The sequence below is a fragment of the Mycolicibacterium nivoides genome, from assembly GCF_003855255.1.
Classification (GTDB): domain Bacteria; phylum Actinomycetota; class Actinomycetes; order Mycobacteriales; family Mycobacteriaceae; genus Mycobacterium; species Mycobacterium nivoides.
Map to the genome: position 1 here is coordinate 5,929,293 of NZ_CP034072.1, position 26,941 is coordinate 5,956,233.

General features: G+C 63.1%; 24 protein-coding genes, 7 tRNA genes and 3 pseudogenes. 11 read left to right on the top strand and 23 right to left on the bottom strand.

Going from position 1 to position 26,941, the window contains the following annotated elements:
• Positions 1-47 precede the first annotated feature (47 nt).
• The 6 genes and pseudogenes from EH231_RS28960 to EH231_RS28985 form a co-directional block, all read right to left on the bottom strand.
• Entirely contained in the window at positions 48-728 is a 681-nt protein-coding gene (locus EH231_RS28960) for an MspA family porin (RefSeq protein ID WP_164481057.1), read from the bottom strand.
• Positions 729-1,031: 303 nt separating this feature from the next.
• Positions 1,032-1,241, bottom strand: a pseudogene (locus tag EH231_RS28965) (response regulator transcription factor); the annotation flags it as partial.
• Positions 1,242-1,246: 5 nt separating this feature from the next.
• Positions 1,247-1,882, bottom strand: a complete 636-nt coding sequence (locus tag EH231_RS28970) for a hypothetical protein (protein ID WP_124713838.1) — start codon at positions 1,880-1,882, stop codon at positions 1,247-1,249.
• Positions 1,883-2,365: 483 nt separating this feature from the next.
• Positions 2,366-3,703 carry a flavin monoamine oxidase family protein gene (locus tag EH231_RS28975; RefSeq protein ID WP_090423903.1) on the bottom strand — a complete coding sequence of 446 codons (1,338 nt, stop codon included), beginning with the start codon at positions 3,701-3,703 and terminating at the stop codon, positions 2,366-2,368.
• Positions 3,700-6,633 carry an aminotransferase gene (locus EH231_RS28980; protein ID WP_206429620.1) on the bottom strand — a complete coding sequence of 978 codons (2,934 nt, stop codon included), beginning with the start codon at positions 6,631-6,633 and terminating at the stop codon, positions 3,700-3,702. Before EH231_RS28980 ends, EH231_RS28975 begins: the two co-directional genes overlap by 4 nt.
• Positions 6,634-6,895: 262 nt before the next feature.
• Positions 6,896-7,369, bottom strand: coding sequence for an Lrp/AsnC family transcriptional regulator (locus EH231_RS28985; protein ID WP_090423902.1), 474 nt, complete (start codon positions 7,367-7,369; stop codon positions 6,896-6,898).
• Between the two features lie 185 nt (positions 7,370-7,554).
• On the opposite strand from EH231_RS28985, the gene EH231_RS28990 reads away from it, so the two are divergent.
• The gene (locus EH231_RS28990) at positions 7,555-8,748 is read left to right on the top strand and encodes a polyamine ABC transporter substrate-binding protein (protein WP_124713839.1); all 1,194 of its coding nucleotides are present in this window, start codon (positions 7,555-7,557) and stop codon (positions 8,746-8,748) included.
• A gap of 3 nt (positions 8,749-8,751) precedes the next feature.
• Here the strand turns inward: EH231_RS28990 and EH231_RS28995 are convergent, their stop codons facing one another.
• The 4 genes from EH231_RS28995 to EH231_RS29010 all read right to left on the bottom strand — a co-directional run bounded on the left by EH231_RS28995 (position 8,752) and on the right by EH231_RS29010 (position 14,632).
• Positions 8,752-10,134 carry a helix-turn-helix domain-containing protein gene (locus tag EH231_RS28995; RefSeq protein WP_090423901.1) on the bottom strand — a complete coding sequence of 461 codons (1,383 nt, stop codon included), beginning with the start codon at positions 10,132-10,134 and terminating at the stop codon, positions 8,752-8,754.
• Positions 10,135-10,205: 71 nt separating this feature from the next.
• Positions 10,206-11,528, bottom strand: a complete 1,323-nt coding sequence (locus tag EH231_RS29000; RefSeq protein ID WP_090423900.1) for a metal-dependent hydrolase family protein — start codon at positions 11,526-11,528, stop codon at positions 10,206-10,208.
• Positions 11,525-12,946 carry an APC family permease gene (locus tag EH231_RS29005; RefSeq protein WP_164481058.1) on the bottom strand — a complete coding sequence of 474 codons (1,422 nt, stop codon included), beginning with the start codon at positions 12,944-12,946 and terminating at the stop codon, positions 11,525-11,527. Before EH231_RS29005 ends, EH231_RS29000 begins: the two co-directional genes overlap by 4 nt.
• Before the next feature lie 201 nt (positions 12,947-13,147).
• Positions 13,148-14,632 carry an amino acid permease gene (locus EH231_RS29010; protein WP_241177824.1) on the bottom strand — a complete coding sequence of 495 codons (1,485 nt, stop codon included), beginning with the start codon at positions 14,630-14,632 and terminating at the stop codon, positions 13,148-13,150.
• A gap of 443 nt (positions 14,633-15,075) precedes the next feature.
• Here EH231_RS29010 and EH231_RS29015 point away from each other — a divergent pair, with 443 nt between their 5' ends.
• Positions 15,076-15,711: an HAD family hydrolase gene (locus tag EH231_RS29015; protein ID WP_241177825.1), complete on the top strand. Its 636-nt coding sequence runs from the start codon at positions 15,076-15,078 to the stop codon at positions 15,709-15,711.
• Positions 15,712-15,810: 99 nt separating this feature from the next.
• Here EH231_RS29015 and EH231_RS29020 read toward each other — a convergent pair whose 3' ends face one another.
• Positions 15,811-16,350, bottom strand: a complete 540-nt coding sequence (locus EH231_RS29020; protein WP_241177826.1) for a GrpB family protein — start codon at positions 16,348-16,350, stop codon at positions 15,811-15,813.
• A gap of 134 nt (positions 16,351-16,484) precedes the next feature.
• On the opposite strand from EH231_RS29020, the gene pyrE reads away from it, so the two are divergent.
• On the top strand, positions 16,485-17,024 hold the full coding sequence (pyrE, locus tag EH231_RS29025; protein ID WP_124713841.1) for an orotate phosphoribosyltransferase: 540 nt from the start codon (positions 16,485-16,487) through the stop codon (positions 17,022-17,024).
• Positions 17,025-17,344: 320 nt separating this feature from the next.
• Here the strand turns inward: pyrE and EH231_RS29030 are convergent, their stop codons facing one another.
• Positions 17,345-17,869 carry a hypothetical protein gene (locus EH231_RS29030; RefSeq protein WP_124713842.1) on the bottom strand — a complete coding sequence of 175 codons (525 nt, stop codon included), beginning with the start codon at positions 17,867-17,869 and terminating at the stop codon, positions 17,345-17,347.
• 89 nt (positions 17,870-17,958) lie between these two features.
• Here EH231_RS29030 and EH231_RS29035 point away from each other — a divergent pair, with 89 nt between their 5' ends.
• From EH231_RS29035 to EH231_RS34920, 3 genes and pseudogenes are all read left to right on the top strand, one after another.
• Positions 17,959-18,654 carry a response regulator transcription factor gene (locus EH231_RS29035; RefSeq protein WP_124713843.1) on the top strand — a complete coding sequence of 232 codons (696 nt, stop codon included), beginning with the start codon at positions 17,959-17,961 and terminating at the stop codon, positions 18,652-18,654.
• A gap of 316 nt (positions 18,655-18,970) precedes the next feature.
• Positions 18,971-19,219 (top strand): annotated as a pseudogene (locus EH231_RS34915) (HAMP domain-containing protein); the annotation flags it as partial.
• A gap of 255 nt (positions 19,220-19,474) precedes the next feature.
• Positions 19,475-19,813, top strand: a pseudogene (locus tag EH231_RS34920) (ATP-binding protein); the annotation flags it as partial.
• Here the strand turns inward: EH231_RS34920 and EH231_RS29045 are convergent.
• The 10 genes from EH231_RS29045 to EH231_RS29085 form a co-directional block, all read right to left on the bottom strand.
• Positions 19,772-19,845: transfer RNA gene (locus EH231_RS29045), tRNA-Arg, on the bottom strand. The pseudogene EH231_RS34920 and the gene EH231_RS29045 sit on opposite strands and share 42 nt — an antisense overlap.
• Positions 19,846-19,856: 11 nt before the next feature.
• Positions 19,857-19,930 (bottom strand) — tRNA-Arg (locus EH231_RS29050).
• A 10-nt stretch (positions 19,931-19,940) separates the two neighbouring features.
• A tRNA-His gene (locus EH231_RS29055) sits at positions 19,941-20,017 on the bottom strand.
• A gap of 2 nt (positions 20,018-20,019) precedes the next feature.
• A tRNA-Ser gene (locus EH231_RS29060) sits at positions 20,020-20,106 on the bottom strand.
• A gap of 58 nt (positions 20,107-20,164) precedes the next feature.
• Entirely contained in the window at positions 20,165-20,659 is a 495-nt protein-coding gene (locus tag EH231_RS29065) for an HNH endonuclease (RefSeq protein ID WP_090423896.1), read from the bottom strand.
• A gap of 41 nt (positions 20,660-20,700) precedes the next feature.
• Positions 20,701-20,774, bottom strand: a tRNA-Ile gene (locus EH231_RS29070).
• A gap of 106 nt (positions 20,775-20,880) precedes the next feature.
• Positions 20,881-20,952 (bottom strand) — tRNA-Lys (locus EH231_RS29075).
• Positions 20,953-21,105: 153 nt separating this feature from the next.
• A tRNA-Leu gene (locus EH231_RS29080) sits at positions 21,106-21,194 on the bottom strand.
• 460 nt (positions 21,195-21,654) lie between these two features.
• Entirely contained in the window at positions 21,655-21,783 is a 129-nt protein-coding gene (locus EH231_RS34665; RefSeq protein WP_273545729.1) for a hypothetical protein, read from the bottom strand.
• A 2-nt stretch (positions 21,784-21,785) separates the two neighbouring features.
• Positions 21,786-22,400, bottom strand: coding sequence for a cadmium resistance transporter (locus tag EH231_RS29085; protein WP_090423895.1), 615 nt, complete (start codon positions 22,398-22,400; stop codon positions 21,786-21,788).
• A 200-nt stretch (positions 22,401-22,600) separates the two neighbouring features.
• On the opposite strand from EH231_RS29085, the gene EH231_RS29090 reads away from it, so the two are divergent.
• From EH231_RS29090 to EH231_RS29105, 4 genes are all read left to right on the top strand, one after another.
• Positions 22,601-23,311, top strand: coding sequence for an HD domain-containing protein (locus tag EH231_RS29090; RefSeq protein ID WP_124713844.1), 711 nt, complete (start codon positions 22,601-22,603; stop codon positions 23,309-23,311).
• Between the two features lie 87 nt (positions 23,312-23,398).
• Complete coding sequence (locus EH231_RS29095; RefSeq protein WP_090423893.1) at positions 23,399-23,827, top strand: Rid family hydrolase; 429 nt, start codon at positions 23,399-23,401, stop codon at positions 23,825-23,827.
• A gap of 105 nt (positions 23,828-23,932) precedes the next feature.
• Complete coding sequence (locus tag EH231_RS34870) at positions 23,933-24,145, top strand: hypothetical protein (RefSeq protein ID WP_420891937.1); 213 nt, start codon at positions 23,933-23,935, stop codon at positions 24,143-24,145.
• A 33-nt stretch (positions 24,146-24,178) separates the two neighbouring features.
• A complete protein-coding gene (locus tag EH231_RS29105; RefSeq protein ID WP_164481059.1) occupies positions 24,179-24,586 on the top strand; it encodes a RidA family protein in 408 nt (135 codons plus the stop codon).
• Between the two features lie 67 nt (positions 24,587-24,653).
• On the opposite strand, the gene EH231_RS29110 is transcribed toward EH231_RS29105, so the two are convergent.
• Entirely contained in the window at positions 24,654-25,670 is a 1,017-nt protein-coding gene (locus EH231_RS29110; RefSeq protein ID WP_124713845.1) for an NADP-dependent oxidoreductase, read from the bottom strand.
• Between the two features lie 299 nt (positions 25,671-25,969).
• Between EH231_RS29110 and EH231_RS29115 the strand changes: the two genes are divergently transcribed.
• Complete coding sequence (locus EH231_RS29115) at positions 25,970-26,905, top strand: polysaccharide deacetylase family protein (RefSeq protein ID WP_241177827.1); 936 nt, start codon at positions 25,970-25,972, stop codon at positions 26,903-26,905.
• Positions 26,906-26,941: the final 36 nt, after the last annotated feature.

Sequence of the window (26,941 nt, forward strand, 5' to 3'; positions counted from 1 at the left end):
TCTCGGAACGTAAATGATTGAGCGCGTGTGAGTTTGGGATTCCGGATTCAGACGGCCTTGGTGACGCCCACGTAAGAGACGACATCCTGCGTGTCGGCGGTGGAGCTGGTAAACGTCGCGTAAGAGCGGATGAAAGACTGACCGACGCAGTTATCGATCTTGATCCGCAGGCCGGTGATCGTCACACGTGCCGAATCGCCCTCATATTGAATCTTCGTCACCGGGATGACGGATGCGCTGCCCGGCTTGAGAGTCGGGCGGATCTGCGCAAAGAGACCACCGCCGACGCTCGGCACACCAACAGAGCTCAGCGACGGCGTGATATTGCCGCCAAACCTCGCGTCGACGACATCAGCACTGATACCACAACCGATCTGGTATCCCGCCTCCAGCGTGCCGCCTGCCAGCGCGGCCCTACCGGATCCCCCCACCTCACCCAGAAACGTTCCGCCCACCAGGTATTCGCGCGAGGAGACGGCAGTGGTCAACGGCGCGACGTCGAGCTGCGTCTCGCCCACCGCCTTGACCGAGAGAATCCAGCCCTCAGGCGTTGGCAAGATCCCGGGCGCGGCCGACGGTACGTCGCCGTTGCCAACCCCTGGTCCGGTCGCGACATCGGGCGCCGGCGGAGCCGGAATCGGTTGGGCCCCAGACTGGATGGCGCCAGAAAGTGACGCAACACTGCCGAGCGAACATGCGGCAGCGAGTGTGACAAGAGTTTTCAGCATGGTGCGACGGAGCCTCTCAGTGTCCCGGGAATGGCCTTCCGGGGGAACCTAGCAGCGCGCGCAAAGCGATGTCATCACCCGTTGCCATACATCCCTAAACATTTGGGACACAGCGTTTCTCGAAGGTTAATGGCGGGAGAACTGCGCCCGCACATTAACCTTCGGTTACGTACTACGAGCTTCCCACCAACAGCGCCAGGTCATTTCAAACACACTCCACACGGCACACACAGATTTCGCCAATCAGCAGATGAATAAACACCTTGATGGAAAAGGGGTTTGACGGCCGGTCGATCTCAGCGAGCTCAACGCCCGGCGCGGATTGCGCATCAGGTAACGCAACAACTCGAACTCGGTCACCGTGAGATTGATCGGCTCACCAGCCCGGGTGACCTCACGGCTCGCACCGTCGAGCACCATGTCCCCGACCTCCAACGTTTCATCGGCCGGCGGCGTGGTGTGACTGGACCGGCGCAACAACCCACGCAGCCGGGCCACCAGCTCCTCAAGGCTGACGGTCAGTGAGCAGGGGCGACGTACACCGCAATGCGGCGGATGGCGGTACCCATGTGTACGGCGATGTGCTCGCGGGCCGACATCTCGGCATCGGCGCGGCTGACAACGGTGACGAACAGATCCAGATCGGGGACCCGAACCCGGTAACCGTGCCGCGTGGGGTGGATCTCGATGGCGAAACGGTGGTCCGGCAGCTCCTTCGGCCGGGGCCAGAAGAACCTCGCGCTCAAAGACTCCAGCAAACAGTCGATCTGATATTGCTCACGTCGCTTGAGCCTGATGGCCTCACGAAGACGAGGCATCCGGCGTCGGTTGCCATCGTCGGCCAGATGCCGGACGAGCAAGTCGCAGTCACGGGTCAGTTCATCTTCGACCACTGCCCGCTGCTCCTCCAGCATCCCGCGGTAGTACCGGGCCTGTTGCAGTTCCTGCTGGCGAGCCAGGCGAACGACGCCCACCTGCTCGGCAGCCTCGGCCCGGTCGCCGTCGGGTAGGGCGAGACGCTGGCCTGGGTCCTCCGGTGCGGGGTCCTCGGCACCACCCAACACTCGGATCAGTGCTCGTCCGGCACGATGCTTCGTCGGCAACTGCCCGTCGGCCGACTGCCGTTGTTGCGGGGCGCCGGAGGGAGCAGACATCGCCGTCACACCGTCATTCTGCGGACGATAAGGGCGTCCGCAGAAGACTTCATATCAACTTCATGCGTATCGGCGGACCGGCGACTCAGAACAAGGCGACGATTCGGTTGCTGTGAGGATCGACCCCGGCCGGTGAAGCTCTCAATGAGGAGCCGGGAACCACGGGGCTTGACGAGTTGCAGATCAAGCTTGTCTGTCGATCAAGGCCAAGAGCTTGAGCGGCGCGGCAGCGATGAGGACCGCGACGAGGGCCGAGAGTGTCAACCCCAAGAACGCCGCCGTGAGCGTTATATACATGGCAGTTTGCAGCCGCTCTAAAACACCACTCATGAAGCAACCTCTACAGACGAACTGACGCTCTTGCGGTGCGCTCCCGTCGCGCACAACGCAGACCTTAGGCCGCGCCCCGGCGGGGCCGGGGCTACGTTATGTAACGAACTCGGCGAAATCGTTGACACTCTGCCATCAGGTCACGCGAGCCGCTCAGCTGTCAGGGACGTGCTGATGCAGTTCTCCCAGATCGATCGGTCTTCCGAGGACGCGCTCAGCAGCCCGATGTCCCGACAGCAACGCCCCGTTCACCGTCGCCGGGTCGGTGCTCCAGGTTGCTTCCCCAGCAAGGTGCACCACCCCACCGACCGGAGTCGCCATCGCATCGTGATCCTCGTGGGAAGCTCCCACCGCCACATGGGAATACGAACCCAACGAATACGGATCTGCACCCCACCGGGTAACCCAATGGTTCACCGGGCCCGGAACGCTGTCGCCATAAATCTGTCTCAGGGAGGCCAACGTCGAGGCGACGACCTGCTCATCAGTCATCCCCTCGACCTCCCGGCCCCGCGGACCACCGGCGAACGCCAACAGCATCGGCTGTCCACTGCTGCCCGACACGTCGTACCACGAATGCCACACGTCCCCGGCTGCACCCTGCTGGCGGATCGCGTAAACATTGCCGGGCCAAAACCGTTGTGGGAACTGAAGAAAAACCTTGACGAACACACCCATCCCGAGCCGCTCGATCGGACCGGCAACCTCGGGCGGCAGTTCGGGAACGAACTGGATGGCCTCACTCTTGAGGACACCCAACGGCACGGTCACCACTACTTGGCGCGCTTCGAAGGAGGCTGTCGCGGTATCCACCCGCGCGCCCTCCGTCGACCAGGCCACCGACGTCACGACCTGGTTCAGCCGAATGTCCAGACCCCGAGCCAACGTCAGAACCAGCTGGTCATAGCCACCCGGGAAAACCACCTCGTCACCGAAGATCACATCTTCATCGAGGCCGTGTGCCGCGACCTCGCTGATATGCGCGCCGCACTGCTCCTCGGTGCGATGACGGTAGAACTCCCACACCCGCTGCATGCGCTCGGTATCCCAGTCCCGTGTCGCAAGGGCCTGCGCTGCGACCGCAGCATAGCTCTGCCCGTTGTCCGACGAGGCGATGACGCGCTCCAGTTCCTCGTCAACAACATGAACGTCATCAGCCCATCGTTGGGCGGCAACAGAATCCAGCAACTCAAACGACGGGCTGTAGTTCGCGATCGGACGACTGTCGGGTTGGAACGCACCCACCGTGAACTCCACAGTGTCGATGTCGAACGCCTCAACGAGGTCCGTCAACGGATTCCCGTCAACGCCATGAATCCAGGAGGCACCCAAATCCACGCAGAAGCCCGCCGACCGGTCAGTCCACAGCCGACCACCAACCCGGTCCCTCGCCTCAACAACGACCACTCGCTGCCCCGCCTGGCTCAACAAGTTCGCCGCGGTGACACCCGCGATTCCGGCACCCACAACCACCGTATCGAAGGCACTCATCGAATTTCCCTTTCAGCCGAGAGCACGGGGCTACCCCCGGCATTGAGTTCGGTCAGTGCGATATCCACAGCGTTGGCGAAGGCGTCCGCCTCGTCGACGGTGAGCGTGAGCGGTGGCTTCACTTTCAGCACGTTCTGCCGTTCGGAGGTTGCCTGCATGATGACGCCGAGATCAAGGAGTCGCTCACAGAGCCAGGCGGTTTCGGCTGTTGCCGGTTTCAGCGACTTGCGGTCGTGGACCAGCTCTATTCCCAGATACAGGCCCGCGCCATGAATCGCACCGATGATCGGGTGTTTCTCACTCAGTGTCGAGAGTCGCTGGTGCAGGTGAGCTCCCACCAGGGCCGCGTTGGCTTGCAGCCCTTCCTCCCTGATCACGTCCAGGACCACAGACCCGGCAACCGCCCCGGCGGGCGCGCCGGCAGCGGACGAAAAGAACGTCCCCTCCTCGCGCAGAGCGTCCACAATCGCACGACGGGTGATGACCGCGCCAATCGGATAGGCGTTGCCCGCCGCCTTGGCGACGGCAATGATGTCCGGCACGACTCCCTGCGTCTGGGAGCCCCAGAACGCGGTGCCCAGCCGCCCATACCCGACCTGTACCTCGTCGGCGATGGCGAGCCCGCCGTGTCGGCGCACGGCCGCATATGCTTCAGCGAGATACCCCTGTGGCGGGATCACCCCGCCCGCGTTGCCGAGCACGGGCTCGCAGATAAACGCCGCCGGGGCACGGTGTTCCGACACGAGCGCAGCGGTGAGGTCGGAAACTTGAGCCGCATACCGCGGTCCGGCGTCCGGCCCCCGGAAGGTGCCGCGGTAAGTGTTAGGGGCATCAACCAGATGCACCCACTCGGGCCGGGAGGACAGGGCGTTCGGGTTGTCGAACGCAGAGGTACTCACCGCGTCCGCCGCCATCGTCCATCCGTGGTAGCCCTCGCGGGTCGCGATCACATCGCGTCGACCGGTGGCCACCCGGGCGAGCCGAATCGCGAGATCGATCGCCTCAGAACCGCTGTTCACCGGGATCACGGTGTCCAGCGACGGATCCGGGCTGTAGGCGAGCAGTTTCTCGGTGAAGTCGGCATAGGCTCGATACAGGAATCGCGAGTTCGTGTTGAGCAGGTTCAGCTGTCGCCCCACCGCGTCAGCCAGCCGCGGATGCGAATGCCCGATCGCGGTCACGTTGTTGACCATGTCAAGGTATGCCCGACCCTGAGTATCAATCAGCCTTGTGCCCCAACCACGTTCAATCTGCGGCGGGTCGGCGTAGTAGCGCTCGGCGGCGCCGCCCATGGCGCGGTCACGAAGAGCGCGTACCGCGCGCAGTTCGGCAAGCGGGTCAGGCACCGACGGTACCCCGAGGATCTGCGACGGGTCCGCGGCACCGTCGGTCTCGTACTCGTCATCCGGACCGGCGAAAGCCGCGTCGCTGCAGGCATCGAGCACACGGCGGGTAACTACCAGTCTGCCAAGGCTTTCCGGGTCCGGAGCGACCTGACCGAGGTACCCACCTGCCTCTACGTCACCATTCAGGGCAGCAGGCGATAACCCTTCGAAGCGAAGGACCACGCCCCGGTCGGCCAGTTCGAGCCCCGCCCCATCCTGCACGACGGAACCTGAAAACGGCGACCGCACAACTGTTCCCGGTCGCGCCCAGAACTCAACACATCGCGAGCGGGTCGGCGCCTGCCGCCCCACGCCCAGCGATACCCGGGTGAGCCGGGCCTCGCCGAACCGCATCACCGCGACGGGGCCGTGTTCAAGCGCTTCGCGCGCAAGGTCACGCTCGGCGCCGGGCGCAATCCACCGACCGCGGTCGAGCGCTTCGCTGCGAATGCCGAGATCGATCACTCGCGCTTCGCCTCTCCCGGGCAGAATCTCGGAATAGCGAAGTCCAGCGAGATGGGCTCGCGCAGCGGCCAGACGCAGCTGCGAAGTAGCCTGAGCCGGTTCGCAATTCAGGGTCCGCTCGAACACCTGCCACTCATGCTCGAGCCGCTCCCGCGCGTACGCGTTGTCCGGGTCGATACGGAGCTGGCTCCACCCGCTGACCACCAAGACCGCGCCGCGGAGGACCATCAGGGGCCATAGAGCGGCGAGCTCCTCATCGGTCAGCTCAACCTCCGCGGCGAAACCTCGAACGGCTCGTCCGACCATGGTCATGCTGCCGGTACGCCCGAGAATGTCGGCCGCGAGCACCGCGAGTTCTGCGACGCGCCACGAGTACGACACGTCCCCGAGGTCGACGATCCACAGCTCGCCGTGCGCATCCATCAGCACGTTATCGGCGGTCAGGTCGCCGTGGACGATCTGCCGAGGCAGTGCCGGGCCCACGACCGCCAACTGCGCGGCCGCCTCCCGCGCTGCGACGAGACATCTCTCGCGAACATGCGCCGCCAGGTCGTCCTGCAGAGCCTCGACGACGTCGGGGGCTTGGCCGAGCTCCCATTGGATCTTTCGGTCTGCGGCCGGGTGCTCAAAGCCTGCCAGCGCCCGGGACGCGCGCCCGGCAAGAGCGCCCAGCTCCTGCGCCAGTACGCCGGTGAGCGGAGCGAGTTCGGCGACCGGGTGACCCGAAAGGAACTCGAAGGCGCAAGCCCGCGCGGTAGCCCCGTCAGGCGCGGCGATGGCGATCGACCGCTGCCCGCTGACCGTCGAAAGCGCCGCCGGCGTCGCGATGCCGGATGCGCGCAGGCGGTCCGAGACTCCGGCCTGCAATTCCACCACCTCAGGCGGAACCGACGGATGGTTCACCTTGAAGAGCAGGCCGGCACCAGATCCAGGGTCGACGCGAAAATTTCGGTCCTGCTGACTCCCGAGCTCCGAAATCCGACCTTCCACACCGAAGTGCTCGGCGACGAGCCGCGCAGCCTCCTCGGTTTCGATGGCCGGTCGGGCAAGGCGCCACCGCTGATCGGCGATGTTGTCCACTACGACCCCAATCAAGATTCACATCGTGATGAATTTCAGATAATTGGTCACGTTACATGACTAATCTATCTTAGTCGGTAACTATTGGTCACCAACAAGCTGCATTCAAGTCCCGATTCGAGAATCGATGATGCGGCCGAGCCAATGGGTGACGGTTCCGCCGCCGCTGCGCCTAGTCGCGCTTGGCCTGGAGAGAAGTTGATGGGGGCCACGCGCCCACTACGACGTTGGGTTCGCGCCTCCGCGCATCTCCACCGGGAAGCTAGCGGACGCCCCACTCGAACCGGTGGGTGCGAATTCCGTAGTAAGGGAACGTCTCAGCGCGAGCGACTCCCGGAATAGGGCGGATCTTCCGATTGATCACTTCGAGCATGGATGGTTGATCGGTCGCGATGACTTCGACCAGAAGGTCATAGCGTCCCGCCGCGAGGACTACGTAAATGACGTCGTCCACATCGTTGAGAGCCGCCGCAATGGCCTCGACATCACCATCAGCAACGATGCCCACCATCGCCATACTGCGATAACCGAGCCGGAGCGGATCGGTGACACCGACGATCTGCAGAATCCCACGGTCCTGCAGGCGCTTGAACCGCTTCCGCGCACCGCCCGCGGTGAGGCCGACCAGCTCACCCAACTCCGCGTAGCCGATGCGACCGTCCTTCTGTAGGGCGGTCAGCAAGATGCGATCGATATCGTCGAGGTCATCTTTAGCCTCAGAAGACGGTGAGGTCATACGCCTCTCCACGAGTGCGGAATATGGACTCTTTCGGTTCCATCAGTTACGCATCGTAACGGGTGTGCACGGCTGCCTCGGCGCCGAGGCAGGGCTTCGGCTCGTCGGTTTCGGCGTAATCGTCATGTCAGCTCAGCGGCATCGGCATGTCCGAGGTGATGCGGTCTCACTTAGCGTCCAATGCCATGTTCAACGACGGCAGCCACGGATTCTCGGCACAGGTTTCGACCAGCGGCTTCAACCGCCGGCGCTTCCTCGGCGGCGGTGCGGCCGCAGCCGCGGCAGCCGTAGTGGGTCCGGCACTGCTGGCAGCATGCGGGTCCAATGCGGCCCCAGGCTCCGCACCGGCCGCGGCGCCCGCAGATGACGGCGCCCCGGCTACCGGCATCCTGCGGGTATCCAACTGGCCGCTGTACATCGCCGACGGCTTCGTCGCCGAGTTTCAGAAGGCCTCGGGTCTGACGGTCGACTACCGCGAGGACTACAACGACGACGAGGAATGGTTCTCGAAAACCCGGGAACCGCTGTCTCGCCACCAGTCCATCGGCTGCGATTTGGTGATCCCCTCGGAAACCATCGCCGCACGCCTGCATCGGCTGGGATGGCTCAACGACATCCGGGAATCGCGCTGGCCCAACAAGAAGAACCTCCAACCCGGTCTGCTCAACGCGAACATCGACCCCGGCCGTAAGTTCACCGCACCGTACATGTCCGGCATGGTCGGAATCGCCTACAACCGGGCCGCGACCGGCCGGGATATCACCAAGATCGACGATCTGTGGGATCCGGCGTTCAAGGGCAAGGTCAGCATGCTGTCCGACGTTCAGGACAGTTTGGGCATGGTCATGTTGTCCCAGGGCAACTCTCCTGAGACTCCCACCAGTGAGACCGTTCAGAAGGCTGCCGATGTGGTCCGCGAGCAGCAGGAGGCAGGACAGATCCGGCGGTTCACCGGGAACGACTACGCCAGTGATCTTGCCGCGGGCAACATCGCTGTCGCACAGGCCTATTCCGGCGATATCGTGCAGCTGCAGAAAGACAACCCGGACTTGGAGTTCATCATCCCGGAGTCGGGTGGGACGCTGACGATGCAGAGCATGGTGATCCCGTATACCGCGGAGAACCAAAAGGCTGCCGAGGCGTGGATCGACTACGTGTACGACAGGCCTAACTACGCGAAACTGGTTGTGTTCACCCGCTATATCCCGGTACTCACGGATATGACCGACGACCTCAACAAACTCGACCCCAGCGCCGCCGCCAACCCGCTGATCAACCCGCCGCAATCGACGCTCGACCGCGTGAAGCAGTGGCCCGCGCTCAGCGACGAGCAGACCAAGGAGTTCGCGAGCACGTACGCGGCGATCACCGGGGGCTGAGATTCACGGGATGAAGATCGCCTGGATCTGCAGGCCGTGCACCGCGTCCGCGTGGGCAACGACCTCGTCGACGCTGCCCCGGTCATGGATGGCGCCGTACGTCAACCAGACGGGGACTTGCCCGGTGTCAGGCAGTCGCTGCGCCAACGCGTCGACGAGGGCGAGGGTGGCCGCCTTTGTCGAGAATCCCAAGACCAGGCATGCGGTGGCATGGATCTGTTCGAACGAGGGAAGACCGTTCACCAGATGGCCGTCTTCCAGATCCGACATTTCGACTCTGATCGGCACCAGGTGAGGCCGACCGCTCGGCGGGTCCGCGTGCAGCGGACGGCTGGGAATCAGGTCCTGCCGGTGTGAGCGGACTGCATCGAACAGATCCATCCGCGAGCCGATGTTCTTCAGCAGCAGCGGCGTGACGCTCAACCGCGGTTGTTCTGCCGGCGAGGCGACGTGCCGTCGGTGGTCACGCACGAGAGCTGCCGCCGAGGCGACCGGCACTTCGCCGATGTCGCTGTCCCGCAGGATGTCTGGCGCGCAGCGCTTCCGGTATTCCATCGGGGACCGGTGGAACCAATCCACAAACGTCCGGGTGAAGTACTTGACGTCGGAGAACCCGCAGGCCGCGGCGATGTCCAGCATGGTGTCATCGGTCGTCAGCAACAGCAACTCGGCTCGCGACACCCGCAGAAATCCGAGCAGATCACTGAAGCTGACCGCCGCGACATCCTTGACCAGATGCGACACATAGGATTTCGAGTAGTGCAGCGCCGCTGCTGTCAGTTCCAGGACATCGCGCCGATCCAGATGCTCGCGTACGAAACCGAGGATGGTGAGGAACTTTTCACGCTGTCCCGCCCGAGGAGCAGCCTCACGGTTGTAGTAGTTCTCCAATGAGTAGCCGGTGCACAACAGGCGCACCAATTCGTCGCCCACCGCACGGGCCCGCCCCGGGTCGATGTCCGCGGATTGCATTGCGCTGCCGACGAGGTCGAGCAGCATGCCCCGCATCAACGCCTCCTGATGGCAGTAGCGCGGAAGGTCGAACGACTCGCAGGCGAAGATGATCTGTTGGACAAATGGATCCACGGAATGGAACTGCGCGAGGTCGATGTGGACGAGTGCGGTGACATTGTCGGCCGATCCGCTGAGGAGATGCGGATCGCCCGCATTGATGACCGCAAAGTCGCCGGGTTCCAGTTCGAACGTCTCGCAGCTGACCTGGACGCGTAACCCGCCCCGCAGCGCATAGGCGATCTCGACGACACCGGGGTGTCTGTGCAGGCTGGTGCGCCGGATCGAATGCACGCCGGTGTGCACCGCTGTGCCCGCAGCGAAATTGACGACCGACTCGAACATCACCGTGCCGCCCGCGCGGGGCGCCTCCATTGCCCCGGCCAGGCGCCGGGCTTCTCCGATCGGGACGACCGGAGCGCCCAGCGTAACGCCCGGACAAGCCGCTACCAAACGAACTGACCGTTCTCCACCGTCAGCCTGCCGTCGCAGAAGGTCAGGTAGATGTTCGAGGCGTCGTAGATGACCATGGGGTCCTCAGTCGGGTCCCGCCGCAGCACCAGCAGGTCTGCGAGCTTGCCCGGTTCGAGGGTACCGAGCACGTGCGACATTCCAACGGCCTCCGAACCCGTCTGCGTTGCCGCGGTGATGGCCTCGCTGGTGGTCAGCCCGTGTTGGACCAGCGCACGGAATTCGAGCGCGCTGTATTCGCCGTACTTGGTAAGAGGCTCGTAGACGGTGTCGGAACCCAGCGCGATCTTGACTCCCGCGGCCTTAGCGGTCTGGAAACTCTCGACCGCGCGCTTGCTGTACTCCTCGCCGAACTCCTCGTCGTGGTGGTGGTAGTGGTCGCGGTAGAGAAACGCATCGGGACGAACCTTGGGTTGGGCGGCCTCGCCGACCGGGATGAAGTCCCGATACCAGTTGACGATCAGCTGCAGTGTGGGCACCAGAATCGTGCCCTGCCTCGCCATCTGGCGAGCGAGTTGTTCATCGATGTCCTCGCCGTGCTCGATGGTGTCGCAGCCGGCGTCGACCGCCATCTGGATCGCCTCGCGATTCTCGGCGTGACACAGCACGATCGTGCCCTTCTGCCGGTGTGCCTCCTCCACGGCAGCCCGCATCTCATCCAGGGAGTAGTGCACATCGGCATTGCGGTCGTGCGGCCAGTTGTCCCCACCACTCGCCCAGATCTTGATCGCATCAGCGCCTTCACGGAGCAGGAAGCGGACGGCCTTGACTATCTCGTCGTGGCCATCGGCCACCAGGCCCCACACGCCGTTCTCCCGTACATACTCGGGGGTGAACTGGAACAGGTCGGCGTGGCCACCGGTGCGGGTAAGGCCTGGGCCGCAAGCGATGACCTTGGGCCCGGGGATCTGCTGTTCGAAGAACAACCGCTTGAGGTACAGGCCGTTCCAGGAGATGTCGCGGACTGTTGTGAACCCGCGCTTGAGCAGTTGCTGTGCCTCATAAACCGAGCGCACCGCCCGCATCAACTTCGGCTCGGCGATCACCCCGAGTTCTTGATCGTCGATCTGCGCGCGGCCGCCGGACAGATGGACGTGAGCGTCGATGAGGCCCGGCATGACGTAGTGGCCGTCGAGGTCCAGTTCGGTGATCTCGTCGCAGCGCCGATACTGCGTCATCGCGACGATCGATTCGATCCGTCCACCCCGGACCACCACGGCTTGATCCGGGACAGGATCTCCGCCGCGGCCGTCGACCACTGTCACTGACAGCAGAGCGAAGTTTTTCTCGACATTCACGATGTAGTGGCCTCCTGTAGCGGTGTGCGGTTGTCTTCTGGGTCTTCACCGGTGGCGTCCTCCAGACGGAGCGCGACCGGAGGATTCCGAAACCCCTTGGTGGTGAAGCCGATATACACGACGCCCAGCGCTAGCCAGCTCAACCCGAGCAACTTGGCCGAGGAGTCGACGTTGAGCCAGAGCAGCAGGCTCACGACGACACCGATGCCCGGCAGGATCAGGAACCGCAGCAGGTCCGAACCATGCCGCCGTCGATTGCGGACGAAGTAGTGATTGATCACCGAGTAGTTGACGAGCACGAATCCGGTGAGGGCACCGAAGCTCATCAAAGATGCTGCACCAGTGAGGTTGTCTGCGTAGAACACGGCGCTCAGCGCTATCAGCGAGGTCAGCACGATGTTGTTCACGGGCGTACGGAAGCGCGGGTTGAGCGAGCCGAAGAAACGCCGCGGCAGCGCACCGTCACGGCCCATCCCGTAGAGGATGCGCGACGCAGCAGCCAATCCGGCCATGGCACAGATGAGGCTGGCGAGATTGTCGGTCACGAGGAAGACGGTGGACAACGCGTTTCCGCCGACCCTGGTCAGGAGTTCGAAGATCCCGGCGTCCGGGTTTGAGATCTCGGTATTGGCGCTCGGCCAGGCGATCTGGGTGAAGTACGAGATGATGGCGAACCCGATGCCCGCAGCGATCGGGACGATCATGATGGCTCTCGGCACCGTCTTGGCCGGCTCGACGGTCTCTTCTGCCATGGTGGACACGGCGTCGAATCCGAGGAACGACACCGCAAGGATGGATGCCGCCAGCAACACATTGCCGGAGTCGAAGGTTTGGGCGTTGAACAGCGCGGTGGGCGAGAACAACGTCCCGCTGCCGCCGCCGCGCGCCACGTAGAAGCCGATCAGGCCGATCAGCGCCACCGAGAACAGCACCTGGGCGGCGATGATCACGGTGTTGATCCGCCCGGTGACCTTGACCCCGACGATGTTCGTCCACGCTCCGAGCGTGGCGGCTGCGACAACCCAGACCGCGACCGGCACGGCGGGCACGAACTCGTTCAGATAGATGCCGACCAGCAGGTAGCAGACCATCGGCAGCAGCAGATAATCCACCAGCATGACCCAGCCGGTGAAGAACCCGAGCCACGGGTTGACCGCTTTCTGCACATAGGTGTACGCCGAGCCTGCCACCGGAAACGCCTTGACCATGTTGGCGTAGCTGTAGGCGGTGAAACACATGACGACAGTGGTGATCACGTACGCCAGCGCCATCATTCCACCAGTCAGGCTGGTGATGATGCCGTAGTAATTGAAGACGACCGTCGGTGCCAGATAGGCCAATCCGAAGACCACCAGATACCGCAGAGTGAGCACTCGCTTGAGCGTTACGTCGTGCCCCTGCTGGTCTTCGATCGCCATGTCACCTCCGCGTCGGCGTACCTGTTCCCCAAGTTCAGGCTGGAAATCTATGAGACGTCCCCACCGTCGGGACATGGCTACGACGCTGGATCGACATGACGATTGCGCTCGCTGCCCGTCGCGGGCGCGTCGCGTTCGGCATGCCAACGACGCCCCGGCGGTGGGCCGCCAGGGCGTCGTCGACCAGTTACCCAGTCCGGTTTACGGCTCCTGTTTCTCGGCCGCTTCGGCACCGACCCGTTCACCGACAGGCACGGTGATCCGGTCCCGGCACTTCGCATACACGGCGGCACCCAGGATGCCGAGGCTCACCAGTGAGATGACCATGCTCCAGTTGACGAACCACGGCTGCCCGGGCTGCGTGCGCGGCCACAGCACGTTGATGACCTCGAAGGCCAGCCAGGCCGCCGCCGCGTAGGTGACCGGTGCGCCCCAGCGGCCCAGGGTGAAGGCGCCGGGGACCCAGCGCCCGGCCAGCCGGGTAAGGGCGGCGGCGAAGACGGGCACCGCGAAGGCGATGTAGGGGCCCATCACCGAGAAATTGACCAGGACGTTGTACAGATCCGACCCGGCGAACAGCAGGAAGGCCCCGGCGACCACCGCCGTCAGGCCGATCGCACAGATCGGCATCCGCTCGGGGCCGGCGAGCTTCGACAGCACCGCGGCTCCCGGCAGCGCCCGGTCGCGGGCCATCCCGTAGACGGCACGGGAGACCGCCGACTGCACCGCCAGGCAGGCGGACATGAAGCCGATGACGAACATCAGCAGCAGCGGCTTGGCGATGGACGAACCGAGCTGCGCCGTCAGAGTCGCCGACACCGGGTCACCGCTCTGCTCCGTGAGCACCGCCGACATGTCCGGGATCGCGAGGATGACTGCGACCGCGGAGTACATCACGATGACGCCGACCAGCAGCAGCGCGAAGACAATCGCCTTCGGTACGTTGCGCTCCGGGTTCTCCACCTCCTCGGCGATCGACCCCGCGGACTCGAAGCCCAGGAACGCCCATCCCACGAAGGCGACCGCGACGAGCATCGTGCTCAACATGCTGCCGTGATCGCCCGGGAGGCCCTCGAAGAGAGTCGAGACCGGATTGACGCGGTGGAAGAGCAACAGCACGGTGCCCAGCACGACCGAGCCGACGATCTCGCAGATGATGCTCGCGACGATCATGACCTTGAGGACCTGGCGGCCGATCATGTTGGCTGCCGTGGTGAAGCCGATGACGCCGATCGCCACCGCGCTGAGCACCCACCGATCGGGCTCGCTGATGCCGAACACCTCGAGGATGAATCCCGCTGCGGCGTAAGCCATTGTGGACAAGGTCAGGGTCAGGCCCCAGATGTACGCCCACGCCGCCGTCCAGCCCCAGGTCGTACCTTTCGCGTGCCGTGCCCACTGGTAGACACTGCCCGCATAGGGGAACCGTGACGCCAACTCACCGAACACCAGCGCGACGAGCAACTGACCGCACAGCACGATCGGGAAGGCCCAGAAGAATCGGGGGCCGGCGGCGAACAGGCCGAGCGCGAAGATCGCGTACAGGGCCACGATCGGGGAGATGTCGGCGAACGCCAGTGACAGCGCAGCCCGGAAGCTGAAGCCGCGGTTGAGGACATCGTGTTCGCTCGCGCGGGACGGCGTCCCCGTACTGTCGGCAATACGCTCCGGGCTGCCAAGTACCACTGTTTCCTCCTTGAGGCTGAAGTGGACCAATCCTGACGAGGGTCAAGACTCCGCAACAGCCGCACTGAGGCACATCCTGAGTCGGTGATCTTGTGCGAATGTCTAACGTCGCGCGGGAGCTTGCACCCCAGCGCAGCATCGACGACGTGTCAGTACCGGTAGGGACACCACCGGCTCAGGCGGTTCGGACACCGGTACCGGCACCGACAGCGGGTCTGCCATCGGCACCGATGGCGGCAGTGGTTCGACCGATAGCGGCACCGATTCCGGAAGTGCCACCGCCTGCGACAACGCCACGCCTGCGCCCACGAAGCGGGACGGGCGCATGGCAAATCTGCACGGCACGAACAATGTGACCCACCGCTTCAAGCGTTGATCAACCCCCGGCGACAACGCATCGTTCCCCGGTGGGTTCCGGTCGACGGCTGTGGAACCCTTGGTCTGTGAACTCGGGGTTCTTGGCACAGATCCGGTGCGTCGTGTTCGACGTCGGCGAGACGTTGGTCGATGAAACTCCTATGTGGACTGCGCTGGCGCAGCGGTTGGGCCTGACGCCGTTCACCTTGTGCGGCGTGGTGGGGGCCTTGATCGCGACGGGCAAGGACCATAACGATCTGTGGGACGTGATTGGTGTCGATCGACCAGCAGCTGGTGTCGATGCCACTCAGATCGATTTGTATCCCGACGCATTGGAATGTGTCGCAGCTGCGCGTCGGGCGGGGTTGGCTGTCGGTGTCGCGGGCAACCAGCCTGCGGGGATCGAGCAAGTGCTGTCTGCCACCGGCCTCGAGGCTGACTTCGTTGCTTCGTCGGCCGCATGGGGCGTGGCCAAGCCAGATCCCGCGTTTTTCGTCCGTCTGATTTCCGAGACGAGCGTTCCCGCCGAGAGCATCCTGTACGTCGGGGATCGCCTCGATAATGACGTGCTGCCTGCCCGCGCGGCCGGTATGCGCACGGTGTTCGTCCGCCGCGGGCCGTGGGGCTATCTTCATGCTCTCAAAGATGAAGCGTCACTTGCTGATCTGCGCGTGGACTCGTTGCAGGAGTTATCCACGCTATTGGGCGCCGACCGCACGTGAGGACGCCAAGTCTGTCGCAGAGTCAGACACGTCGATGATGGCGCCGCTGAAGGTGAGACGGCTGACGAACGCGGCGCACAACCCCGCTGCGATATCGAGCTACGCGGAGCCGTTGAGGACTGACTCGATGAAATCGGCTTTAGCGTCTGAGTAGGCCTCGCGATCACCGGCGTATTCGGATGCGAGGGCCCGTTTGAGCGCGGCGTACTCCGCGACCAGGACTGGCTTTGCGCGCAACGTGTCCCGGAAGATGAGCTGCTGACGCCACCGCGGACTGTCGAGCGTCATGATGTGGAGGTGGGCAGTGCGCCTGCCCTCGGTGACTTTGACGAAGAATCGCCGCCAGGGGCGCTGATCTAGGTCCGAATCCACGTAGTGCCAGCCATGCGGTTGCAGAGCGGCGACGAGCGGCTGCGGATCAGCTAGATCAGTCACGGGCGCTTGCAAGTCGATGATTGGTTTGGCGGCAAGGCCGGGAATCGACGTGGAGCCGATGTGCTCGATGCGCTCGATCAGCCATGGTGCCAATAGCGCTTCCAGTTGGTCGCATTCTTGCTCTCCGCGCAGAGCCCACGCAGGATCGGCATCGGCGATATGGACGGGTTCGGCGGCCCAAGCCGGCAGGCCGTTCGCACTCACCGACAATTCCCTCTCCTTCAATCGACCGCACCGCTCGAAACCGGCACCGACTCCTCCCACCGCACCCACATTCGCAATGCTCACTCACTGTCTTCGCGGCTTCTTCGTGGTCTATTGATGCCACGATGAACAGCATGGATCGCGACCTGCTCGCCACCGATGTGAACCACGCCTGCCGCCTTCAGGGACAGTTTCAGCTTCGGTCAGGCCAACTCTCTCACGAGTACTTCGACAAGTACTTGTTCGAGTCAGACCCGCAATTACTCAGACGCGTGTGCGAAGAAATGGTTCCGCTCGTCCCCACTGACAGCGACCTGCTCGGCGGCCTGGAACTTGGTGGCGTCCCGCTGGCCACCGTCCTAAGCCAACTTACGGGGATACCAACACTATTCGTCCGCAAGACTGCCAAGACCTACGGCACCTGCAGGCTCGCCGAAGGCGCAGACATCACCGGAAAAACGGTCACGCTCATTGAGGACGTCATCACCACCGGCGGCGCTGTCCGGGACGCAGCTCAGGCCCTGCGCAGCGCGCATGGCAATGTCTCGACCGTCATCTGCGCGATCAACCGAAGTGCAGATCCCGCCAACGTTCTAAGCGACATCGCATTGACCGTTCGAGCTGTCTTGACGAAGGACGACCTCGACACCGCCCGACCAACCGCAATCGATTGACTCGACATCAACGCTGAGCCCGTCGGCCCCCAGCCGTGGCTGCGATGCCAAACGCGCACCGTCGCGGTGGAACGCGCCTCTACGAAGTAGCCGTCAGTCTTCTTCCGGAAGTGGCATGCATAGTGAACATAGGTCGAACTACCTGCTGGAGCACCGTCCGCATCGCAGCTGGAACTCACCAACCAAGCGGCAGCCGGCAGATCTTCGGCGGCTAAGACGCACCGCGCAGGCGCCGCTTCCACCCGCGGAGCGGGTGCGCAGGTGCCAGCCGGTGGCGATTGTCGCCACCGGCATGGCCGCTGAGCTCAGCATTTGGGCTGTCAGCCCGGCCTGCCAGTTCCCAGAGGCGGTAGCGCGGCGGTGAAGAAGTTGTGGCATGCCTCCACCGCGGGCTTCAGCTCGGGAATGCTGCTGGCGCTGACGTCGCCCCGCATTTTCGAAGTGTCGATCAGGGGGTCACGTGCGGCAGCCGGATCGGGGAAGTCCGGCACACCGTGCTCGCGCACGCATTGGGCGAATCTGAGTGCCGCGTCCTGCTGGGCAGGAGTGCGCCCGGTGTCGGCCAACCAGCCCGGCGGCTGCAGGTTCGCACATGTATCGACTGCGTTCTGCCACGTGGCCTTCGACACCGAGACTCCCCCGTAGGGAAACTCGCCGTCCGCGTTCGGGTTCGGAAAGTCCCCAACACCGTTGGCTCGCATGCACTCGGAATACTTCACCGCCTGCGCCTGGCTGGCGGGATCTGCGCCAGCCAGGGCAGCGAAGGCCAAACCGGCCGAGCCGATCACGGTCATCGCGAGAGTGGCCAGCTGTCGTCGGGTCTGTGCTGAATTGTTTTGTGTCATGGTTGCCCAGTCAAGGCCGCGCGGTGTTGTCAGCACGTATGCGATTCTCGATATGCCCACGATATGCAGCGGCTCGTAGCGTGAAGAGCATGCGAGTGTTGGTCGTCGAGGACGAGCCCTACATGGCCACGGCTATCCGCGACGGCCTGCGCCTGGAGGCGATCGCCGCCGACATTGCCGGCGACGGGGACACGGCGCTTGAGTTGTTGAGCATCAATGCCTACGACATCGCCGTCCTCGACCGCGACATTCCTGGTCCCTCAGGTGATGAAATTGCCGAACGCATCGTCGCCTCGGGCAGTGGCATGCCAATCCTGATGTTGACCGCTGCAGACCGGCTCGACGACAAGGCCTCGGGATTCGAACTCGGTGCCGACGATTATCTGACCAAGCCATTCGACCTGCGTGAGCTGGTGCTGCGACTCAGGGCGCTCGACCGCAGGCGCGCCCAGAACCGACCGCCGGTGCGGGAGATCGCGGGCGTGCGGCTGGATCCGTTCCGCCGTGAGGTCTACCGCGACGGCCGCTACGTCGCCCTCACCCGAAAACAGTTCGCGGTGCTCGAAGTCCTCGTCGCCGCCGAAGGTGGCGTTGTCAGCGCCGAAGAGCTTTTGGAGCGGGCGTGGGATGAGAACGCCGACCCGTTCACCAACGCCGTACGCATCACTGTCTCAGCATTGCGCAAACGCCTCGGCGAACCATCGATCATCACCACCGTGTCTGGTGTCGGCTACCGCATCGACACCGCAGCCAGCTCCGGACGTGAGGAACGAAACCATGGATAGATCCCCGGGATTGAGCCTTCGCCTCAAACTCACCCTCAGCTACGCCGGGTTCCTCATGATCGCCGGCGCCCTGCTGCTCGCCGCGGTGTGGTTGTTCCTCCTCCGCTACGTCCCAGACCGGATGATGATCATCCCGGGCAGCACCGATATCCCTTTCCCCAATAGCGTCTTTCCCATCCGGTCCAGACTCCTACATGTTTTCGCTCCGAGAGCCGCCGCCGTGATGGCGTTCCTGCTTGTGTTCGGTCTCGCCGGCGGATGGCTGCTGGCCGGCCGGATGCTCGCACCCTTGACGCGTATCACCGCCGCGACCCGCATGGCCTCGAAAGGATCGCTGTCGCACCGAATCCGGCTGCCGGGCCGGAAAGATGAGCTCCGCGAACTGGCCGACGCGTTCGACACCATGCTGGAACGGCTCGAAGCACACGTCGCCGAACAACAGAGATTCGCTGCCAACGCCTCCCACGAACTGCGCACGCCGCTGGCCATCACACAGACTCTCCTCGACGTGGCTCGCCAGGATCGCAGTACCGACACCGGTGAACTGATCGAACGCCTCCACGCCGTCAACACCCGAGCGATCGACCTCACCGAAGCACTGCTCCTACTCAGCCGTGCCGACCAAAAGTCCTTCACCCAGGAGCCTGTCGACCTGTCCCTCCTCGTCGAGGAAGCCACGGAAACCCTTCTGCCCCTGGCAGAAAGACATGGCGTAACCCTCGAAACCTCCGGCGACGTGAGGCCGACCACCGGGTCATCCGCACTTCTACTGCAGATGACGACGAACCTGGTGCACAACGCGATCGTCCACAACCTGCCGGAACACGGCACGGCATGGGTCACGAGCAAGGTCCGTGACGACAATGTGGTTCTCACTGTTGAGAACACTGGCGAAATGCTCACCCCGCAACTGGTCTCGACGCTTGTCGAGCCTTTTCAGCGCGGCAGTGAACGCATCCGCGCTCACCATGCGGGCGTCGGCCTCGGCCTGGCAATCGTCAACAGCATCGCCCGAGCACACGATGGAACCCTCACCCTCGCGCCCCGACCCACTGGCGGGCTTTGCGTCACCGTGCAACTCCCCGCGAAGTCAAAACAAGCGGTACTGATCAGTGCGCACCCGCGACTGGACTCGAACCAGCAACCTCCTGCTTCGTAAACAGGCGCTCTCTCCACTTGAGCTACGCGGGCATCGTGTGCCGCGCCCCTGGACGGACTCGAACCGCCAACCTTCGCCGTCGGAGGACGACGCTCTATCCGCTTGAGCTACAGGGGCATGGAATGGGTGGGGTGACGGGCGGGAATTGAACCCGCAACGACCAGGATCACAACCTGGTGCTCTACCGAATTGAGCTACCGCCACAGCGGAAGTGAAGGGATTCGAACCCCCAGCCGCGGGTCACCGCGGCGACGACTTAGCAAGTCGCTGCATTACCGTTCTGCCACACTTCCTGGGGCGGACGACTTCCATTGATCTTGTCGTCCGCCCCGCTGACTGAACTACCGCCGATCAGGCCATCTCCGGCACTCGGTAGCGATCCCGGTCGCGGGGTTCATAAGGCTCCCAGAGCAGCCGCATTCTGGCCTCTTCGGGTGTGCGGTTACCCTTGCGCCCGTTGCACGGTGCGCACGCGGCGACGAGATTCTGCCAAGTATTCTGGCCTCCACGTGACTCGGGCACCACGTGATCCAACGTGTCGCCGTACCCACCGCAGTAGGCGCAGGTATAGCCGTCACGTTCCAGTACCCCGACACGGGCTACCCGGCTACAGCCCCGGTACGGCACGTGGACGTACTCACGCAGCGCGACGGACACCGGCAGCTCGATAACCGTCGACGGGCTCTGTATGTGTACGGCCGGGCTGTGGCGCTCGATCACGTAGACCGAACCCCGCAGCAACAGCCGCACCGCCTCCTGCCAGGTCACCTGGGTCAGCACGCGGTAGTCGGCGTTGTACACCGTCACCGTGTGCTGACGGCTTGGGCATTGACGAAAGTGCCTCATTGCCGCGTGCCTCCTCTCTGGTTGTCGTCGCGGACTGGTCGTTGCGCGGCGTGGATTCGAACCACCGACGTCCGGGTCATCAGCCCGGTGGACTACCGAACTGTCCTACCGCGCAAGGTCTTCATTGCGTCATCTGGCACGGATGGAGGGACTCGAAACCGTTCTGCCAGTTTGGACGACTGACGTGCAATCCTGTTACACCTCAACCGCTTGAATATCGGTGCGCCGTGGGGGTTTCGATCCCCCGTCCCCAGATTAAGAGTCTGGTGCTATCCCAACTCAGCTAACGGCGCGCATGTGGCTCTTGAGTAGGCCGCCCGGGACTCGAACTCGGATTTCACGGGTAAAAAGCCCAGAGTGATAATCGATCTCACCAACGACGCGTTCAATGATGCTCACCGCTCACGGCACGGTACGAGTCCGTAATCCACAAGCCCGAGCATCGATGGTGCGCTCGGCAGGAGTTGAACCTGCATGCCCGCATCGGGCACCCGGGTCTGAGCCGGGGCGCGTCTTCCAGTTCCGCCACGAGCGCGGATGCCACATTGTTCAGTTTTCAAAGAGCCAGCGGTAAAAGATGTTTCACCTGTCACGCCGCTCCGCACACGGTCATTCGGGTGCGTTGCCATAAACAGCATGGGCTGCGGGCAACGCGATTGTCGAGAGGACTCTTCTTCGTAATCCGTTGCACACCAGCTAAATTAGGCGTGGCGGATTACAGCAACGTCAGGCGACGTTCCTGTCAGCGACAACAGCGAAGTTGAGAAGTTTGAGAGACTGTTCGTCGGTCTGGTGTTTCCGGCCGCGGCCCGCACCCATTGACAGGGCGGAAGGTCGTTGACGCATCGACCGGACGCACCTGAGATGCCCCAGGGCATCATGCTCGACCGACTGTCGGGTAAGGCCTCTGGCGTCGACGGTGCCCGCGCACCACAAACTCGCCGCGGATGCTTCATGCATCCCGGCGAGCGGCTCATAGCCGTGGCAGGACCTGGTCACGCCGTGACGATAACACCGCATTCCGCCAGTTCCCAGCGAATTTTCAAGGGGAGATCATCGCCATGTTCGAAGTACGCGCACGGGATGCGGTCTTCGCGCGCGGGCAGTTCGGTGGCGAAGAACACCGCTACATCGAGAGACCGAATGCGCCGCCTTCGACGAGGATGGTGGTCCCGATAGCGATGAGCGCGATCGGCAGGACGATGTGGCCCCAGCGCGAGAGTGCCTCGGCGATGATCGGGCGGGAGGCGAAGTATCGCCCGGCCGCGCACCACACCGCAACGCCGATGAGAAACACGACGACGTAGGCGGTGACAGTGGCGATGGATGCCGCAGCGAAGATCGGTACATAGACGCCGATGTTGTCTCCGCCGTTGGCGAAGGTTACGGCCGCAACCTCCCAGACCCGCGGGCCCGCGGGTGTCGACGCCAATTGGGCATCTGGTGTTTGGGTGTCGCGATTGCGGTGCCACGAAACCCATGCGGCACTGAGCCCCAACATGATTGGCAGCAGCCCGAAGTACGGAAGCACAACGGGGGGTAGCAGCGCGGCGCCGAGTAGGGCGCCGCTGATCGACACCGCCAGAATGGCGCCGAAGCCGAGGTACTGACCGACGATCACCCGCATCGCTGCCCCGCGATGGCCTGGCACCTGACCGAAGAAGACCGCAAGTACGACGATGTCATCGATGTTGGTCACAGCGAAGGCGCCGATCGCCTGGGCGATGGTAGCCAGGCTCATGTCGCGTTCCCAAGCTCGGCGCTCATCGGCGGGAACAATACGCGAATCCGCGTCCACCAGTGTCGTTTCCGGAACTGCGCCGGCAATGAGACGCCAGAATCCTGAACACAACTCCAGGTCAACGAGAATGGCAGCAACCTAACGGCAACCGGCAATTCTGCCTCTGGCCGGACCCGCTGAGCTGACCGCACACTCGTCGTATGACATTGCCGGAAGTTTCGCCATCCGAGAAGGAACAACCCCCCGCCGACACCGATTTGGTCACATTGCCGAGCACACCACTAGCACTGGCAGCGCTCGAATTGGTGCAAGGCGCAGAGTCGCCGGCGATCGCCAATCACAGCGTGCGGAGCTATTTGTTCGCTCGGCTGCTCGCCCCGCACATCGGGTTCGTACCTGGCCGAGATTTCGATGACGAGCTTCTCTATCTTGCGTGCGTCTTGCATGACGTCGGACTGTCACCGCTCGCCAAGAGAAACACTCGCTTCGAGGTCGACGGCGCGGACCGCGCGGCTGAATTTCTGAGCGGCCATGGTCTGGAGGCTCCCAAGGTCGATGCCGTCTGGGAAGCAATCGCACTACACAACACCGCGGTCATCCCCGAGCGGATGGGCGCCCTGACTTCGCTGACCTACCAAGGTGTCGCGATCGACTTCGGCGGTGTTCTTGGTCTGCCGGAGACACATCTGAAAGCGGTAACCGCACAAATCGGAGCCGTAATCCATTCCGCCTACCCTCGTTTCAACATGGCCACGTCAGTCATCGACGCAGTCGCCGACCACGCCGCAAGCGATCCGAACAACGCCCCCCGCTACAGCCCTCCGGGCGAGGTCCTGCGCGAGCGACGCGAATTCGGCGCCACCTATGGCGAGCAGCTCATCGCGGACGGTGGTTCGCGGTGGGGCAACTGAGACCGTGAGACGCCCATCGAAACAGAGACTCCGTGACGGCTGGCTTGCCGAAGTGGATACGAAATGACAACGAAAGGATGCACCCGCATGTCTAAGCCCGAGTTCTTCGACACCCCCGGATACGGAGAGATCTTTCGGACGCAATACAGCTACGGTCAGGCCGTTCGGATCGGCGATCGCGTGGAAATCTCCGGTCAGGGCGGGTGGGACGATGACCTGACCTTCTCGGTCGATTCTCTGGAAGCAGAGATCCAGAAGGCCTTTGACAACGTCGAAAAGACTCTTGTAGCGGCAGGCGCCACGTGGCACGACGTCGTGAAGGTTTACACGTATCACAAACCCATTGGCGAGGGTTCAATCGGCGAGGATCACCTGACAGCGGTCGTTGATCAGTTCCGCAAGCGGGCGGGAGAACACCTGCCACTGTGGACCGCGCTGGGCGTGAAAGCGCTGGGTCTGCCCGAGATGCATATCGAGGTCGAGGCTGTAGCTCTGATCGGATCTGGCAGCAAATAGCTCGCGCTACGCCAAGGCCGTCTCGACGCGAGGCGGCGTCGGGACGGCCTTGGCGCAATCGTCAAGGGAGGCTCCGGGTTCGTCGGCGAACACCTTGTCAGGCGGTTGGCTGGTGACGGGCACGCCGTGCTCGCTCTCGCTCGATCGGCCACTTCAGCCGACAAAGCCCGCGACCTGGGGGCAGCACCGCTACTCGCCGAACTTGGTTACTTCGACAGAACCTCACGTGCCGAGGGGCTCAAGCAAATGCAATGCACTGCAAAAGATCCGGTCGCCCCAGCAGGCACCCCTGCAGCCGGATCGCGACGCGCTTACTGAAAGGACATCATGATTCGCAGGACCTCCCCGCAGGTGGATAACTTCATCACCCCCGAGGTTTTCAAGGGCTTCGGGTTCAATCAGATCGTGAGCGCCGGGGACACCGTCCACCTCGCTGGCGTTGTCGCGAATGTCGGCGGTCTGGACGATCTACAGATCGTTCATCCAGATGACACGGCTAAGCAGCTGGAATTCATCCTTCGGGTGATCGAAGACCTCCTGAAAACTGAAGGTCTGGACCGCACGAATCTCGTGTCCCTGACAATCTATGCCTCGGACCTGCCCGCACTGGTGGAGGCCATCCCCCAGGTTTACGTTCCGTGGGTCGGCGACCACGCTCCCAACATGTCCATTGTCAAAGTCCCAGGCTTCTTGCTGCCGGGTCAAGTCCTCGAGATACCCGCGATCGCGTATCGCAAGTCGCAACCCAGTGACGGGTAAGCCCACTGCTGAACCCGATGACTGGAAGCAAAGGCCTTGTTCGAAAATCTGTCGTGCGCCGCGGTACCTATATGGGCATGGTCTCGACGACCAACTTGCCTGGTGCTCCCGAATCGAACGATCGGATGAAAGCATGCGGTAGCTCATGGAAACCGCGGACCACGGTGTCGATCTCCTTGAGAGTCCCCTCTCGTAGCAACCGTGAGAGTTCCAGCTGAGCCTCCGCCGCGCGGTCGAAGTAGTCAAGGACGATGAATCCCTGTACAAGGGTGCGCTTACTGAGCAGCAGTCCGAAGTTTCGGGGCCCCGCGGGCCTTTGATCCAAGTTGTATCCATCGATCAGGCCGCACAAGGCGATGCGGGCGTAGTTGTTGAGTCGATCGATAGTCGCTTCGAACATTGGGCCGCCGGAGTTCTCAAAGACTTGGTCGATCCCCTTCGGTGTTGCCTCAACTAATTGTTCTGCCCAGTTCTTCGCCTTACGGTCGACGACGCCATCCGCGCCGAGATCTTCGACGAGCATGCGGCACTTTTCCGGGCCGCCGGCGATACCCACAACGCGGGCGCCTGCATGCTTGGCGAGCTGCACTGCGACGCTGCCGACAGCACCTGAGGCGCCTGAGACCAGGACTGTCTGCCCCGCTTGCGGCTTGAGAATGTCGCGTATACCGGCCCATGCAGTGAGGCCTGTCATTCCAAGGATTCCAAGCCAACGCTGCAGCGGCACATCCGAATTCCCAGGGATGCGTTCCCAATCAGATCCTGGAGCGGCAACCACGAAACGTTCTTGCCATCCGACGAATCCGCGCACTAGATCTCCTGGTGAGAATCCGCTGTGGCGCGTAGAGACCACACGGGCGATACCCAGTGCTCGCACCGGAGCGCCGATCTGCACGGGCGGCAGGTAACTTGGCCGGTCATCGAGCCAGCCACGAATCGCTGGATCTATTGATACAAAAAGGGTTTCGAACTCTACGCCGCCTTCTTCGAGATCCGGAAGCACGCTCTCCACGAGGCGAAAGTCACCCTCGGTGACCGGTCCTTTCGGGCGGCGGGCCAGCACATATTGCAGGGTCTTCGTCATGAGGATCTTCCTTTCAATGGCCGGCTTGTCACTACCGTCTGAGGCACGTTAGAACCCGGCGAACCGGCGCGGCTTGGCTAGATGCGCACCGAGTTCGATCTCAGCGCTGCATCAAACATCGCCGCGGTTGACATCCCATTCACCTTGCGCGGGGTGAAAGTGGTTGTGCGCCTGAGGCCAAGACGTGCTCCCCATCACATTCGTAGTTTCAATGTCGCGTGGCGTTCAGTCGGAACGCCGCATGTTCAGAAGAGGGAACTTTTGCTATGGCGGGCCAGTCTTCGCTCAGTAACGTCCAAGTGGCCATCACTGTCGATGATTTCGTGTTGTGGGACGGTACGCCGCTTCCAGCGGGACATAGCTCACTCGACGTGACCCGCGCCCTCGCGGAGGCGCTTACCGGTGCGGGTCAGAACGGCATCTACGGGTTCGCACACACATATGGCATCGCTACGAACCCAGCCAGCTTGGCCTGCTGGGATGCGTGGCTGGAGGCCGGCCATCACCTGGGCAACCACACTCATCAACACGCTCCACTGCGCTGGATGAGCGCTGATGACTTCTGCCGTGATATTGACCAAGCCGAGAAGCTCATCGGCCGGCTTGTCGACCTAGCCCCAGAACGCTATTTCCGCTACCCGATGGACATGTCCTCAGAATCGGAGAGCAAACGCGGACGAGTCGAGGACTTTCTGCGCGACAACGGATATCGAAACGCGCCCATCACCTGCTGGTTCGGCGACTTCGTCTACATCGTGCCTTATCAGCGGTCCCTCATTACCGGCGACGTCGAGGCACAAGCCAGGCTGGAAGATCTCCACGTCCAGGGCGCTATCGAAGGCCTGGAGAAGCATGCCGCATCGGCCCGCACCATGTTCGGCACCAACGTTCCACACATCTGGATGGTGCACGGCACACCCCTGGCCGCACGCACCATCGGGCGCATCGTCGAGGCATATGAGCAGCGAGGGGTGCAATTCGTCAGTCTCGAGAAGGCAATGCAGCATCCGGTGAACTTCAGCATGCCGCCGGTGCAGGACACCTTCAGCAATCATCTTCAGCGCTATGCGATGGCTGCGGGCATCGCGAAACCAGACCTCTCTGAAGAGCTTTTCGGCGAGATCCTCTTCAAGTGCCCGGTCAACGGGATGGACACCCTTCAGTACTACGACGAGAAGGTCCTCAAGCCAATCGCTGAGCGAGTGGGATCGCCTTATCTATGGGACTGGTCGTAGCGCCGAAGCTGCATCGAGGCCATCAGAACATAAGAA